The organism is Oryzomonas sagensis, from assembly GCF_008802355.1.
Taxonomy (GTDB): domain Bacteria; phylum Desulfobacterota; class Desulfuromonadia; order Geobacterales; family Pseudopelobacteraceae; genus Oryzomonas; species Oryzomonas sagensis.
The window spans coordinates 275,592-291,151 of the sequence record NZ_VZRA01000002.1; the positions used below are offsets into that span (position 1 = coordinate 275,592).

A 15,560-nucleotide genomic window follows, 5' to 3' on the forward strand; every position below is an offset into this window, starting at 1 on the left:
GGGCGGGGGGGGGACGGCCGAAACGTCCGTTATCCCATCGCCTTGCGGATCATCTGGCTGAGTTTGAGCAGGTTGAACGGTTTCTGCAGGTAGTGGAGCGAGGCCTCCGGTATCCCCTTGGCGGAGATGACGTCGGCGGTGTAGCCCGACATGAAGAGCGCCGGGGTGCCGGGGCGCAGCTCCCGAATCCGGTCGCACATCTCCTTGCCGTTCATCCCCGGCATGATGATATCGGTCAGGACCAGGTCGATGTCCCCCAGGTCGCGCCCCGCGCAGAGCTCGATGGCCTCCCCGGGTGATTTGGCTATGACGGCGCGGTAGCCCAGGGTGCCCAGCATCTTCGCCGCCAGGTCGCACAGCGCCTCCTCGTCCTCCACCAGCAGAACGGTGCCGCTGCCGGGGGCCACGCGGCGCTCGTCCTCCCGGGGTTCGGCGGCGGCCCCTTCCTGCGCCATGCGGGGGAAGAAGATGTTGAAGGTGGTGCCGAAGCCGACCTCGCTGGACACGGTGATGAACCCCTTGTTCCGGGACACGATGCCGAAGATGGTCGCCAGCCCGAGCCCGGTTCCCTTGCCGACCTCCTTGGTGGTGAAGAAGGGCTCGAAGATGTGCCCCAGGGTCTCCGCGTCCATGCCGCAGCCGGTGTCCCCCACCGACAGTCGCACGTAATCGCCGGCCCGGGCCGGGGCGATCCCCTGGCAGGCGGCCTCGTCCAGGGACGCGTTCCCGGTCTCGATGCTGAACAGGCCGCCGTCGGGCATGGCGTCCCGGGCATTGACCGCCAGGTTCATGATGATCTGGTCGATCTGCGTCGGGTCGAGCAGGGCCGGCCAGATATCCTCCGCCGGCCTGAATTCGAACCTGATGTCCTCGCCGATGAGCCGCCCCAGGCTCTTTCTGGCATCGGCGATGATGGCGTTGATGTTGACCGTGCGCGGCGAGATCACGTCGCTGCGGGAGAAGGCGAGGAGCTGGCGGACGATCTCGCAGGAATGGTTGGCCGCCTTCTGCATCTCCTCCAGGTAGTGGGTCTGGTCCTGGCTCAGGGAATTGGGCTGCAACTTCAGCAGGTCGGCGTAGCCCATGATGATGGACAGCTTGTTGTTGATGTCGTGGGCGACCCCGCCGGCAAGCCTGCCCACCGCTTCCATCTTCTGGGCCTGGTTGAATTTCGTCTGGAGCGCCTCCCGCTCCTGCTCCCCCTTCATCTGCCGGCAGATCTTCCAGGCGGAATCCAGCAGCACGCGCAGGTGCAGCACGTCCGCCTGGTCGTAATCCCCGGCCTTGTTGGCGACGCATACCACCGCCGCGATCTCCTGCCCGCCGAAGACCGGGACCGACAGGAGCCGCTCCAGGGGGATCTGCCCGGCCGGGCCCCCCTTTTTCAGCGGATCGGGGTGTTCATAGCTGTTCACGATGACCGGCTGCCGTTGGCGCAGCGCCTCGCCCCACAGGCCGGCTTCCCCGAGCGCCGAGGGCACCCGCTGCCCCGTGGCGCCGCACGCCGCCGCGGCGTCCCGCGACCACGCCGTGTGGATGAGTTCGCGGCGGGCCTCGTCATAGACGAAGATGGCGCCGAACCTGCTGGCGGTGAGCCCCAGGGCCTCCTCCAGGGCGTAGTCGAGAAAGCCCTGGACGGAGTCGCAGCGGTACTGCAGAATCCTCACCAGGCTTTCCAGGCGCTGGAAATTGAGGCCCATCTGGAACTGCGCGTTACGAAGCTCCGTAATGTCGGTGATCACGATGATGAGGGCCAGCAGGCTGCCGTCGTCGCCCAGGTGCCGTTTGGCGTTCAGGAACCCCCAGAAGTCGCCCCCATCCCGCTTCAGGTAGTGGCGCTTTTCCGCGATGGCGTCGATCTCGCCCCGTACCAGCTTGTCGAGCAACTCGTCGGAGACCGGGCGCTCATCCGGGTGCACATGGTCTTCGTACCGGGAGCCCGCCATCTCCTCGCCCTCGAAGCCGTAGAGCCGGCTTGCGCAGCGGTTGGCAAAGGTGATGACGCCGTTGGCGCCGACCATGACGATGCCGGCCTGGGCCGCATCGAAGATGATGCGCAGCTTGTCTTCCGTCTGCCGGTGTTCGGCGATCTCCTCCTCCAGCTGGTATGCCTGCTCCTGCAGCGCCTCCTGGGCCGTCTGCCGCTCCCCGATTTCCTCTTCCAGTTGGAAGGCCTGCTCCTGCAAGGCCTCCTGAGCCACCTGCCGTTCGGCGATCTCCTCCTCCAGTTGGATGTTCTGGTCGTGGAGGCGCTCCTGGTTGCGGGCCAGCTCGTCCGCCATCTCGTCGAACGACCGGGCCAGGCGGCCGAGCTCGTCCGTACCCGGGGCCATGGCCCGGGCGCTCAGGTTGCCGTCCTTAATCTCCTTCACCACCCCCAAAAGCCGGTCGATGGGCCGGGTGATGAGGAGGTGCAGGAGAAACGACAGGAGCAGCGCAAAGACGAGCAGGGCGGCGCTCAGTTTGGCGGCGCTCTTGTACGCCTCGTGCCGGAGGTGATCGACCTGGCCGGAAAAATCGTAGCCCACGAACAGGATGCCGCTCTGCTGCGGCCTGATCTCCCCGGCCCGCATGCCCAGGGTCACGGGATAGTAGCCGTGGAGGTGATCGGTTGTCCCCGGGTAGAGCGTGCCATGGTGGAGGGATATGGCCTTGCCGGCACGCTCCCCGTCGTAATGGGGGATAGCGGCGGCGTCCCCGTTCACCCATTCCTGGCGGCTGGCGATGAGCACCCGGTGGTCGGCACCCACCAGGGCCACGGCAGCCACCTGGGGGGAAAGGGCCGCATAGGAGAGCCGTTGCGCCGCCTGCCCCTGTTCGCCCCGCATCAGGCTGTCCGAGAGGAGGTCCTGGAGCTGGGTCATCTGGGTGTGGGCCGTTTCGGTCAGGGAGCCGATGATCGCCTGCTTTCCTTCCCGTATGCGGTCAAGGGTGAGAACGAGGATCAGCAGGAGGGTTACGGTGAAAACGATGCCGGGAATGAGGAGGCGCAGGCGGTAGCGGGGAAGGGTCATGCTAGGGTCTCCTGACGACGAGCCGGGCGGGATCGACCGGCCGGTCCAGCAGTTTTCCCCGCAGCATGACGTCGGCGAGCCGCTTGGCCGGCGGCAGCAGGGCGCCGGACAGGAGCCGTTGGTTCTCGTCCCTGTCGGGGATGGCGAGCCCGCCCAGGGACGCCTTGAACTGGCCCGCCGTCAGGCCTTCGCGTTTCCCCATGATGCTGGCGGCATCGGCGGGGTTGGCGCGCAGGTACGCCAGCGCCTTGAACCACCCCTCCTCCAGCGTCTTCACCTGGCCGGGCCGCGATTGCAGCATATCGGCGCGCACCACGACCACATCGATGACCTCGTTCGGAATCCGGCGGCTGTCGAAGATGCTGTGCGCCCCCAGGGCCAAGAGCCGCGTCCTGGCCGGCTCGAAGGTGACCACCGCGTCAATGTCGCCCGCGCTGTAGGCGTGTTCGTGCTCCTGCACCGGAACCGGCACGACGGTCACATCCCGGGGGGTGAGGCCGGCCTGGTCCAGGGCCCGGGTCAGGACATAGGCGCCGAGGGCCATGGATTCGACGCCGACCCGTTTTCCCTTCAGGTCGCGGACGGTCCCGATGGCGGGACGGGCCATGATGGCGTCGGCGCCGTGGGAGATATCCGCGATCAGCAGTATGCGCACGTCGATCCCGTCCTGCACCAGCAGGAGCGCCTCGTCCAGGGTCAGGGCGGCGACGTCCACGGCGTGGTTGCGGAACGCCTTCAGCACATCGGTCGCGGTGGTCATCTCGTGGAACCGCACCGCGGAGTCCGGGTAATAGCCCAGGGAACGGGCCAGGTAGAGCGGCTCGTAGCCGGGCCAGACATTGGTTGCGACCTGCAGGGGGGCGGGGGCCTCCCGCCTGCACCCCGTCATGCCGAAAAGCCACGGCAGGCAGAGGCAGGCGCAAACCATGATTCGAACAATCGATATGTGCCTCATGGGCAGCCTCGCAGCATTTTCCGCCCCTGCCATACACCGTGGCCAGGAGGGCGCGGAGGGGAGGGAGGTGAGATTTTTTTAAGGTCAGCCGAAATCGTATAAAGTATACAGCAAATCGGGAAATTGTGAAGTCTTTTCAAGCGCCTTTTACGGCCCGGCACCTCGCCCGGACTCCCCGCTCCGGGACGGTGCGGAGGGTGCAACGCGCTATTTTCCAACGTTTTTAATTGGTCTTTTTTGCACATTGCTCTTGAAATGGCGATTTGCGTAGGGTAGAAGTGATAGCGCACCATGCCCGCACGCGGCCGCTCGCCCCGTGCCCCAGGTGCCGGACAGGGGGTGCGGCCCTTTCCCCTTTGGGGGGAGCCGGCATGCACCCGTACTCAATCTTATCAAGGGACTCTCTATGAAAGCCGATATCTATCATCTGGTGACCGTCAACGACGGCGCAGCGGACAATGCCGCCATCGTGCAGGTCTTTTCCGACATGGCGGCGAACAGGCTGAAACGCGACTTCTCGCTGCTGAATTATTACGACGAGGTGCCGGTGAGCTATGGCTCGACCATCGTCGGCGTGGAGGGCGACAGCGTGGAACTCAAGGTCCATGAACACCAGGCGTTGATCCTGAGACAGGACAACAGCGCGCTCATAAAATGCCCCCACTTTCACAACGATCTGGGGGTGCATTGTTATGCCTCCTATGTCAACGTCGCCAAGAAGACCGTTATCCTGCACAACTTCGCCTATGCGCAGATCCGGGCGGAACGGCGGGAGGCGGTCCGGGTCCGGGTCCGCGATCCGCTGCCGGTGAAATTCACCTGCGGCGACGTCGAGATTGAGGGGAACCTGGTGGATATCTCGGGCAGCGGCGTCTCGATCCATGCCGATCCGGTCCCGGCGACGGATACCGACCAGGGGGGGGTGCTGCATCTCGCGCTCGCCGGGACCGCTCTGAAGATCCCGGGAACGTTCGTCAGGGCCACGGCTGACGGGAACGACGGCACTACCTGTATCTTTCAGATAAAGCCCGACCCCAGGGCCGACACGATCATCGGCCGCTTCATCTACCAGCGCCAGGTTGAAATCATCCAGCAACTCAAGGATGAAGTGGCGGTGGAATAACATGAAATTCAGACTCTGCGCCGTACTCATCATAGCCCTTTTCGTGGCGGGCGTCGGGTTCGCCCCGGCGGCCCCGGCGGCCGTTGAAAATTGGGCCTATACCTACCCCGATGCCGCCTTCGAACTCTGGTCGTGGTCCCGGGACAACCCCGCGGCCGCCCGAACGTTTTCCCGGTGGGATGCCGTCAATCACGAGCGTTCCAGGATGATCGTCACCTGGGCCCTCGCCCACCCCGGCAAGGGGATCGAGCTGTTCCTGGAAAGCCACCCCTCTTGGGCGGACGTGGAGCAGCTGGCGGGGCGGTACCGTCCCGCCGCCAGGACGCTTTTGGCGTGGTGCCGTCATTATCCCGGGGCGGCCAGGGCGTTGATGAAATCCTCCTCCAAAAACCGTGTCCGGGCGGCAACGCCGCCGGCCAGACCCGCAGCACCCCCGGAAGGGGCTTCCGAGGCAGGCCCGCAAGAATAAAAAGGGGAGAATGCACAAAACTCCGGGAGGCATGGAAAAGGCCCCGGGTTTCTCCGGGGCCTCCTGGTAGCGCCTGCCTCAGACTTTTGTGCCGTTGGCGGCTTGCAGCCCTTTTGGGTCCTGGCCGGCGTTTCGCGCGGTTTCTTCTACCCACAAAAAAATGAGTTGACTGGTCAGTCAAATGGGGCTACGGTAAAACCATAGCTTGTTGAGGAGCTATACGATGAAAACGACGCAAACGGATACCAAAACGAAATTGATCGATGCGGCCATGGAGCTCATCTGGAAAGGGAGCTACGGTTCGGTCAGCGTTGACGACATCTGCCGGGCCGCCGATGTGAAGAAGGGGAGTTTCTACCACTTCTTCCCCTCCAAGGTGGACCTGGCCATCGCCGTCATGGAGGAGTCCTATACGCTCTTGCAGCCGGAGCTGGACAGCATCTTTTCACCGGGCACCGAGCCCCTGGCCCGTTTCGAGCGCCTGGCCGACGCCATCTACGAATTCCAGGCTCAGACCGCCGCCAAATACCATCAGGTGTGCGGCTGTCCCTTCACGTCCCTGGGCTCGGAGATGGCCGGCCAGGAGGCCGGCATCCGCGCCAAGTTCGCCGATATCGCCCACCGGAGGGAACGGTATTACGTGAATGCCCTGCGGGACCTGGTGGCGCTGGGGCAGTTGCCGGAGACCACCGATGTCCAGGTCAAGGCCCAGGAAATTTATGCCTATATCGTCGGCCAACTGGTGATCGCCCGCATTGAGAACGATCTGGAACTGCTGAAGCGGGATCTGAAACCGGGGCTGCTGAAGATACTGGGAGCGGGGAACAGGACCGAAAAAGCCGCCTGAGGCGGCCCGGTCGGCTCTTTTACAACTCTATACGCCGTTTCGTCGCATCCCTGCCGCTTTCCAGCGGCATTTTTTGACGCCTCTGTTGACTGACCGGTCAACTAGTAGACAGGGGAAAGATCCCGACGGGTTACGGGAACGGGGAAGAAACCGCAGATGAAACGGCAGCACAATCATACCGATAGACACTCACGGGGTGACGCAACCGGCCGCCCCGGACAGCAAGGAGAAAAGCCATGGAACATCTGACGAACAAGATCAGGAAACGCGCCGTCCTCGTGGGGCTTGGCGCGATAATCGCCCTCGGCGGGGCCGGCGTGGCCGCCTACCACATGGCCGCGAACGTGAACGCCCAGCCGACCGCCGCGGCCCCGCCGCCCCCCCAGGTGGGCGTGGTGACGGTCAAGCCGCAGAACGTGCGCATCTGGTCCGAATTTTCCGGGCGGATGCGGGCCGTGGATTTTGCCGAACTGCGCCCCGAGGTGAGCGGGCGCATCACCGGGGTCCGCTTCAAGGAGGGGCAGATCGTGAAGGCGGGCGAGGTGCTGTTCGTCATCGATCCGCGCCCCTATGAGGCGGCCGTGGCCAAGGCCAGCGCCAATCTGGCCACGGCCCGGACCAACGCCGGGTTCGCCAGGACCGAGCGGGAGCGGGCCGCCAACATGGTGCAGACCCAGGCCATCGCCCAGCGCCTCTACGACGAACGGGCCAACGCCGACCGGGTCGCCCGGGCCGCCGTCCAGGTGGCCGAGGCGGAGCTGAAGCAGGCCCGCATCGACCTGGACCACGCCTACGTCAAGGCCCCCATCGGGGGGCGGGTCAGCCGCGCCGAGATTACCCTGGGCAACCGGGTGCAGGCGGGGGCGGGCGCGCCGCTGTTGACCTCCATCGTGTCCAACGACGGGATCTACGCCGACTTCGAGGTGGATGAGCAGACCTACATGAGCAGCATCCGGGCCCATGCCGACACCCCGGCCAAGGAGCGCCAGGTACGCGTCGAGGTGACGGTGCAGGGAGACGAAGCCCATCCCTATCAGGGCACGATCCAGAGCTTCGACAACCGCATCGACCCCGCCTCGGGGACCATCCGGGCGCGGGCCCGCTTCGACAACAGAAACGGCGCCCTGGTGCCCGGCATGTTCGTGGCGGTCCGCTTGGCCAGCAGCAGCGAAAACGCCGTGCTGCTGGTGCCGGAACGGGCCATCGGCACCGACCAGAGCAAGCGGTTCGTCTACGTGGTGGGGGACAACGACAGGGTCGCCTATCGGGAGGTCAGGCTCGGCCAGCAGGCCAGGGGCGAGCGGATCGTGCTCGCCGGGGTGCGGCCGGGGGACCGGGTGATCGTTGACGGGGTGCAGCACGTGCGGCCGGACAGCACGGTGCGCGTCCAGGAGGTCGCCCACCAGCAGGAGCCGGACCGGCTGGCGGCAACGAGCCGGCAACCAACGGAATAAACCGGGAAAGAGCGCGCCATGAACCTATCCAAATTCTTCATCGACCGGCCGATCTTCGCCGGCGTGATCTCGGTCGCCATCCTGTTGGCCGGCCTGATCTGCATGTTCCTGTTGCCGATCTCGGAATACCCCGAGGTCGTGCCCCCTTCGGTCATCGTCAAGGCCCAGTTTCCGGGGGCCAACCCCAAGGTGATCGCCGAAACCGTCGCCACCCCGCTGGAGGAGCAGATCAACGGCGTGGAGAGCATGCTCTACATGTTCTCCCAGGCCGCCAGCGACGGCACCCTGACCCTCACGGTCAGCTTCAAGCTCGGCACCGACCCGGACCTGGCGACGCAGCTGGTGCAGAACCGGGTCAACCAGGCCCTGCCGCGCCTGCCGGAGGTCACCCGCCAGTTGGGGGTGACCACGGTGAAAAGCTCCCCCGACCTGACCATGGTGGTGCACCTGAACTCGCCCAACGAGCGCTACGACATGCTCTACCTGCGCAACTACGCCCTGTTGAACGTCAAGGACCAGTTGGCCAAGATCCCGGGCATCGGCAGCGTGCAGCTGTTCGGCTCGGGCGATTACGCCATGCGTCTCTGGCTTGACCCGCAGAAGGTGGCGGAGCACGCCATGACCGCCGCCGAGGTGGTCGCCGCCGTGCGCCGCCAGAACGTGCAGGTGGCGGCCGGGGTCATCGGCGGCCCCCCCTACAAGGAGGGGGTCGAACTGCAACTGCCGGTCAACGCCCAGGGGAGGCTGACCGACCCGGGCCAGTTCGGCGAGATCATCATCAAGCGGGACAACGGCGTGGTCACGCGGCTGAAGGACGTGGCGCGCATCGAGGTGGACGCGGCGGAATACGGGCTCCGCTCCCTCTTGAACAACAAACCGGCCGTGGCCATCCCCATCTTCCAGACCCCCGGCTCCAACGCCATCGCCATCTCGGACCAGGTGCGCAGCACCATGGCCCAGTTGAAGAAGAACTTCCCGGCCGGGCTCGATTACAGCATCGTCTACGACCCGACCATCTTCGTGCGCGGCTCCATCGAGGCGGTCGTGCACACCCTTCTGGAGGCGGTGGCCCTGGTGGTCCTGGTGGTGATCCTGTTCCTCCAGACCTGGCGGGCCTCCATCATCCCGCTCCTGGCCGTGCCGGTCTCCATCATCGGCACCTTCGGGGTCATGCACCTCTTCGGCTTTTCCATCAACGCCCTCTCCCTGTTCGGGCTGGTCCTGGCCATCGGCATCGTGGTGGACGACGCCATCGTGGTGGTGGAGAACGTGGAGCGCAGCATCGAGAACGGTCTGGCCCCCCGGGAGGCGACCATCAAGGCCATGGGCGAGGTCACCCGGCCGATCATCGCCATCGCCCTGGTGCTGTGCGCCGTGTTCGTGCCCATCGCCTTCATCAGCGGCCTGACCGGCCAGTTCTACCGGCAGTTCGCCCTGACCATCGCCTTCTCCACCGTGATCTCGGCCTTCAACTCCCTGACCCTCTCCCCGGCCCTCGCCGCCATCCTGCTCAAGGCCCACGACGCCCCCAAGGACCGGCTGACCCGGTGGATGGACAAGCTCTTCGGCCCGGTGTTCCGGGGGTTCAACCGCTTCTTCCGCGCCGGCTCCCACGGGTACGGCAGCGGCGTGACCGGCATCCTGGGGCGCAAATCCGCCGCGCTTCTGGTGTACGCGCTCCTCCTGGGGGCCACCTACGCAGGCTTCCGGCACGTGCCCCCCGGCTTCGTGCCGACCCAGGACAAGCAGTACCTGGTGAGCTTCGCCCAACTCCCGGACGGCTCCACCCTGGACCGCACGGAGGGGGTCATCCGGGCCATGTCGGACATCGCCCTGAAGGAACCGGGGGTGGAGAGCGCCATAGCCTTCCCCGGCCTCTCCATCAACGGCTTCATCAACAGCCCCACGGCGGGCATCGTCTTTGTCTCGCTCAAGCCGTTCGAGGAGCGTAAATCCAAGGAGCTGTCCGGTTTCGCCATCTCCGAGAAGCTGCAACAGAAGTTCAACGGGGTGAGCGGTGCCTTCATCGCCATCTTCCCGCCGCCGCCGGTGCAGGGGCTCGGCACCATCGGCGGCTTCAAGCTCCAGGTGGAGGACCGCACCGACCAGGGGTACGAGGCGCTGGACCGGACCATGAAGGCGGTGCAGGCCCAGGCGGCCAAAACGCCGGAACTGGCGCGGGTCTTCACCAGCTACAAGATCAGCGCGCCCCAGCTCTACGCCGATCTGGACCGCACCAAGGCCGCCCAACTGGGGGTGGATGTGCAGGACGTGTTCGACGCCATGCAGATCTACCTGGGGTCCTTGTACGTCAACGACTTCAACAAGTTCGGCCGCACCTACCAGGTCATCGCCCAGGCCGACAAGCAGTTCCGCTCCAAGCCGAGCGATATCCTGAAACTCCAGGCCAAGAACTTCGAGGGGCGCATGGTGCCGCTCGGCTCCATCGTCCAGGTGTCCGAGACCACCGGGCCGGACAGCGCCATGCGCTACAACGCCTTCCGCTCCGCCGACCTGAACGGCGCCCCGGCCCCCGGCTACTCCACCGGCCAGGCCCAGGCGGCCATCACCCGGGTCCTGGGTGCCACCCTGCCCAAGGGGATGGGCTTCGAGTGGACCGAGCTGACCTACCAGCAGATCCTCTCGGGCAACACGGCCATCCTGGTGTTCCCGCTCTGCGTGCTGCTGGTCTTCCTGGTCCTGTCGGCCCAGTATGAGAGCCTGTTCCTCCCCATGGCCATCATCCTCATCGTGCCCATGTGCCTGCTGTCGGCCATCACCGGGGTCTGGCTCACCCACGGCGACAACAACCTGTTCACCCAGATCGGCCTGTTCGTCCTCATCGGCCTGGCGTGCAAGAACGCCATCCTGATCGTGGAATACGCCCGCGAACTGGAGCTCGGGGGGCAGACCACCACGGCCGCCGCCGTCGAGGCCGCGCGCCTCAGGCTGCGGCCGATCCTCATGACCTCCTTCGCCTTCATCATGGGCGTGGTGCCCCTGGTGTTCTCGTCCGGGGCGGGCGCCGAGATGCGCCACGCCATGGGGATCGCCGTCTTCTCCGGCATGCTGGGGGTCACCTTCTTCGGCCTGTTCCTGACGCCGGTCTTCTATGTGCTGATGCGCACCCTGGAAAAACGCATCACGAAAACGGAAGAGGTACACCACCATGTCTAAGCTCAAACCAACTGCCATACTACTGTCGGCCCTGCTGGCCGTCCTGCTGCTGGCGGCGTGCAGCGGCCCCCTGGGGCCCCAATCCTCCGGGATCGCCGCCCCCTCGTTCTGGAACCGCCTCACCGGGAAGGCCGGGGCGACGGACCCGAACGCCCCCCTGATCGTTACCCCGGAAGCCCAAGTGGACCACGCCTGGTGGACCCGCTTCGGCGACCCGACCCTGGACGCCCTGGTGGCCGAGGCCCTGGCCAACAACAAGACCCTCCTGATCGCCAAGGCCCGGGTGGAAGAGGCGCGGGCCGGACGGAGCGCCGCCCGGTCGCGGCTCTTCCCCCAAGTGAACGGGGTCGCCGGGGCCCAGCGCGGTAACCAGGGGTTTGCCACCAACAATCAGACCGTCTGGATCGCCGGGGCCGATGTGGAGGCCTCGTGGGAGATCGACCTGTTCGGCCGCAACCGGGCCCGCACGGCCGAGGCGGCGGCTCTCCTGGAATCCAGCGAGGCGGGCAGCCAGGCGGTCCGGGTCGGCCTCCTGGCCGAGGTGGCCCGCAATTACTTCGACCTGCGCAACTATGAGCGCCAGCTCCAGTTGACCCGGCGGAACCTCAAGACCCAGCAGAAGACCCTGGAACTGGTGAAGGTGCAGGTGCAGGGGGCCATGGCCAGCGACTTCGACGTGCAGCGCGCCGCGGCGCAGGTCTCGGCCACCGAGGCGCTCATCCCCTCCCTGGAGACCGCCTACGACGCCGCCATGAATCGCCTGAACGTGCTGATGGGCTCTCCGCCGGGGACGAGGGACGCCCTGCTCGCCACCGCCCGTGAACTGAAACCTCTGGACCACCGGATTCTGCTCGCGGCCCCGGCCAAGGTCCTGGCGGCGCGGCCCGACATCCGGGCCGCCGAGCGCCGTTTTGCCGCAGCCATCTCGGCCAGGTCCGCCGCCCGGGCGGAGTTGTTCCCCGACATCTCCCTGACCGCCCTGTTCGGCGTCCAGACCGCGACCCCCTTCGGCTCCACCCCCTGGGGGGTGGGCGTCAACCTGGTGCAGCCGCTCCTCAATTTCGGCCGGATCGAGGCGCAGATCGACGCGGCGGACGCGCAGCAGAAACAGGCGTTCCTGGGGTATCAGCAGACCGTGCTGGAGGCGCTGGAGAACATGGAAAACGCCCTGTCCGGCTACCTGCACGAGACCGCGCGCAACGCCGCCCTCACCAGTGGGGTGGGGCAGAACCGCCGCGCGGCCGACCTGGCCATGCAACAGTACATCAACGGCTACACCGGCCTGTTGGACGTGCTGGTGGCCGTGCGCAACCTGCTCGATTCCGAGGCGGGCCTGGCCGCCTCCGACGCCAGCCTGAGGAACGACTTGGTCAACATCTACGCCGCCGCCGGGGGCGGATGGCGGGAATAGGCCGGTTGCCCAGGGAAGCCGTGCTGCCGGAACTATCCCCACCAATGCGCCTCCCCGCCATTCCCAGCCGGTGCAAAACCAATGAGCAGGTGGTGCCGTTGTTGTTCCCAACATGGAGAGGGGAACCCCTGTATCATAATGGGACAGACAGGGGCGCCCGGAGGCGGCCCGGGTGCCTTTTCTCCTGTAAAATAGATTGGTTGACGGGATAATCGCTGTTTGTTACTTTTTTTAACGGATCAGGGGAATGTGGTAATAATTTTAACATAGCGGAATTGCGGTTGAAATGGGTGTTTTTGTGGAGTAAAACAGACGGCACTTCTCGTGAAGTGCCTGTTTTTTTACGTGGTTGGCGGGACGGCTGCCGGGAACGGCCCGGGGCGGAACGGGCAGGGGGAGGGCGAGGAAAATGGCTCCTTGCTCCGGGGGTGACCCCGCATCGTCCTTCCGGGACGGGCTTTCCCCAGCCGCCTGTGGAAAAGCTTGGGGAGTAGTGTGGTAAGGTGTTGATTTTGTGACGCTCCGGTTACTTTGCCGGATTTTTTGGCAGGGGGGCTGTCAAGGAAAAAACACCCCGGCACCCATAAAAAATGACCGTTCGGAGATACAGGAATAAACCCGGATAGTTGACCCGCACTCCGCCGGGATGGTGTGCGGGAGAGGGAAAACGGTTCGGCCGGGGCTGGGGATGCCACGGAAAAACAGGGGGGTGCCATGAAAAAGATCGGTATTATCGGCGGGCTCGGCCCGGAATCGACGATTGATTATTACAAGCGGCTTATCGAGGCGCTCCGGTCCGCGGGAAGCCTGGCGGCCCCGGAGATTATCATCTACAGCGTCGATATCGAGGAGGTGCTTGGTCTGGTTGCCCGGCAGGAGTGGGATCTCCTGGTCGCTCTCCTTGTGGCGCGGGTCGAGGCGTTGCATCGGGCCGGCGCTGATTTCGCCGCGATCTCGGCCAATACGCCCCATATCGTTTTCGACCGGGTCCAGGCGCAAGCGCCCATCCCCCTGGTGAGCATCGTCACCGCGACCCTCGACGCGGCACGGGCCGCGGGATTGCGGCGGGTCGGCCTCCTGGGGACGCTTTTTACGATGCAGGCCAACTTCTTTGCCCCGCCGTTTGCCGAACAGGGGATTTCAGTCGTCGTGCCTGCGGCGGCCGATCAGGGATATATCCACGAAAAGCTGATGTCCGAAATCGAGCTGGGGATCATCCGGGACGAGACCCGCGGGGGGCTTTTGGCGATTATCGGGCGCATGGCCGCCCGGGAGGGGATCGACGGGGTGATCCTCGGCTGCACCGAGCTGCCGCTGATCCTGGAACAGAACCCATCGGGCATCCCGCTCCTGAACACGACCGCCATCCATGTGAAGGGCATTGTGGATTACGCACGGGGGTGATGGAGGTAGTGGAAAGATGCGGGGCTGGATGGTACAATAATTCAGTCCGACCTTTCGCGACCCCGAACCACACCTGGGAGGCACTATGAAACGCCTGCATGCATCCGCACTATTCCTGGTCCTGCTCCTCTGCATATCCCCCCTGGCCGCCCATGGCGGCTTCTTCGACGATCTGACCCGCGGGTTGGGGCTTTCCGGCTCCTCCGGCGCCGGCCTGGACGATTCCACCATCGTCAGGGGGCTGAAGGAGGCGCTCGCCACCGGCACGACCAAGGCGGTCACGACGGTGGGGCAGCGGGACGGTTACTTCAACAACGCCGCGATCAAGATCCTCGTGCCCGAGAAGATCCGCACCGTCGCCGACCTGCTGGGCAAGTTCGGGTTCCAGGCCCAGGTGGACGACTTCGTCCTCAGCATGAACCGGGCCGCGGAACAGGCGGCGCCCAAGGCTACGGAGTATTTCGTCTCCGCGCTCAAGGAGATGACCTTCGACGACGCCCGGAAGATCCTCCAGGGGGGCAACACCTCGGCGACCGACTATTTCCGGCAGAAGACCGGCGACCGGATCTATGGCGCGTTCAAGCCGGTGGTCGCGTCGAGCATGAAGGATGTGGGCGTGGCCCGCAGCTACAACCGGATGATGGGCAAGGTGGAGTCCATCCCCTTTGCCGGGGCGACGGTCGGGGGGTTCGATCTGGACCACTACGTCGCCACCAAGGCGGTGGACGGCCTCTTCACCATGCTGGGCGAGGAAGAGAAGAAGATCAGGACCAACCCGGCGGCGCGGGGGACCGAGTTGCTGAAGAAGGTGTTCGGGAGGTAGGGGCGAGCGGTTGTTGCGTTGCGGCGACATGAAAGGGTCGCATGCCCCCCGATACCCTCTGGAGTAACTAGTGGCAAACACCGACTACGTGCGGGAAAACCGGATCACCCAAGAGCTTGCCCGCGACTGTAGCAGACGGCGAAAGTACGTGGCATATATCGGCCTCCCCCTGGCGCTCGCGGCCTCGGCGCTGTATCCCGCAGGGGTTCTCCTCTGGTTCGGGATGGTGGGCATCCTCCTGCTGGCCGCCGGATACCGGGACAACGCCAAAGTATCCGGTGCCGCCGGCGAGAACTATTCCCTCGGCATCCTGAAACAACTCCCCGACACCTACACCATCTTCTATCAGGTCCGTCTCCCGGACCCCCGGTCGTCAACGGGCGAACGGGAGCTGGATTTCATCGTCTGCGGTCCCAACGGCGTTTTCGTCGTCGAATCCAAAAGCCATAACGGCGTGCTGGAAGGCGGCTCTGACGACCGCCGCTGGACCATCCACAAGGTCGGGCGGGGCGGCACGGCGTACCGCGATACGGTGCGCAATCCCATCAAGCAGGTGCGGCAGCAGGTACACCTCCTCTCGACCTATCTGAAGGACCACGGGGTGCGCGTCTGGGTGACCGGCGCGGTCGCCCTGTCCCGCGACAACAACCTGGATCGGGTTGAAGGCGGGGGCATCCCCATTATCCCGTCAACGGACCTGGCGGCGTTCCTCCTTGCCCACCGGCCGGACCGATCACCCCTGGAAAGTCACATCGCGCAATCCATCCGGGCCATCGCCGCCCTGGTCGGTTGATGCCCGCCGCCGGGCTCTCCGGGGGCGCCTTTTCAGCGGATTTTTGTAACAAAAGAGCGGGAAGAAACGTCTTATAGAGTAAGGGGGAAA

Annotated in this window: 11 protein-coding genes; 9 read left to right on the forward strand and 2 right to left on the reverse strand. The window is 65.3% G+C overall.

Annotated elements, in window-relative coordinates; translation table 11 throughout:
* Nucleotides 1–29: 29 nt before the first annotated feature.
* Both F6V30_RS09180 and F6V30_RS09185 read right to left on the reverse strand, forming a co-directional pair.
* Nucleotides 30–3,014 (reverse strand): GAF domain-containing protein, encoded by a 2,985-nt coding sequence (locus F6V30_RS09180; protein ID WP_151156680.1) that lies wholly within the window; start codon nt 3,012–3,014, stop codon nt 30–32.
* 1 nt (nt 3,015) lies between these two features.
* Complete coding sequence (locus F6V30_RS09185) at nt 3,016–3,969, reverse strand: ABC transporter substrate-binding protein (protein WP_191965634.1); 954 nt, start codon at nt 3,967–3,969, stop codon at nt 3,016–3,018.
* A 406-nt stretch (nt 3,970–4,375) separates the two neighbouring features.
* On the opposite strand from F6V30_RS09185, the gene F6V30_RS09190 reads away from it, so the two are divergent.
* The 9 genes from F6V30_RS09190 (at nt 4,376) to F6V30_RS09230 (ending at nt 15,470) form a co-directional block, all read left to right on the forward strand.
* Nucleotides 4,376–5,092, forward strand: a complete 717-nt coding sequence (locus F6V30_RS09190; RefSeq protein WP_151156682.1) for a PilZ domain-containing protein — start codon at nt 4,376–4,378, stop codon at nt 5,090–5,092.
* Between the two features lies 1 nt (nt 5,093).
* Nucleotides 5,094–5,561, forward strand: a complete 468-nt coding sequence (locus F6V30_RS09195; protein ID WP_151156683.1) for a hypothetical protein — start codon at nt 5,094–5,096, stop codon at nt 5,559–5,561.
* Between the two features lie 223 nt (nt 5,562–5,784).
* The gene (locus F6V30_RS09200; protein WP_151156684.1) at nt 5,785–6,408 is read left to right on the forward strand and encodes a TetR/AcrR family transcriptional regulator; all 624 of its coding nucleotides are present in this window, start codon (nt 5,785–5,787) and stop codon (nt 6,406–6,408) included.
* Nucleotides 6,409–6,644: 236 nt separating this feature from the next.
* Nucleotides 6,645–7,862 (forward strand): efflux RND transporter periplasmic adaptor subunit, encoded by a 1,218-nt coding sequence (locus F6V30_RS09205; protein WP_151156685.1) that lies wholly within the window; start codon nt 6,645–6,647, stop codon nt 7,860–7,862.
* Between the two features lie 18 nt (nt 7,863–7,880).
* The gene (locus F6V30_RS09210; protein ID WP_151156686.1) at nt 7,881–11,039 is read left to right on the forward strand and encodes an efflux RND transporter permease subunit; all 3,159 of its coding nucleotides are present in this window, start codon (nt 7,881–7,883) and stop codon (nt 11,037–11,039) included.
* Nucleotides 11,032–12,450, forward strand: a complete 1,419-nt coding sequence (locus F6V30_RS09215) for an efflux transporter outer membrane subunit (RefSeq protein ID WP_151156687.1) — start codon at nt 11,032–11,034, stop codon at nt 12,448–12,450. Before F6V30_RS09210 ends, F6V30_RS09215 begins: the two co-directional genes overlap by 8 nt.
* A gap of 714 nt (nt 12,451–13,164) precedes the next feature.
* On the forward strand, nt 13,165–13,854 hold the full coding sequence (locus tag F6V30_RS09220) for an aspartate/glutamate racemase family protein (RefSeq protein ID WP_151156688.1): 690 nt from the start codon (nt 13,165–13,167) through the stop codon (nt 13,852–13,854).
* An 85-nt stretch (nt 13,855–13,939) separates the two neighbouring features.
* A complete protein-coding gene (locus tag F6V30_RS09225; protein WP_151156689.1) occupies nt 13,940–14,677 on the forward strand; it encodes a DUF4197 domain-containing protein in 738 nt (245 codons plus the stop codon).
* Between the two features lie 70 nt (nt 14,678–14,747).
* Nucleotides 14,748–15,470, forward strand: coding sequence for a nuclease-related domain-containing protein (locus F6V30_RS09230; RefSeq protein WP_151156690.1), 723 nt, complete (start codon nt 14,748–14,750; stop codon nt 15,468–15,470).
* The last annotated feature ends 90 nt before the right edge of the window (nt 15,471–15,560 follow it).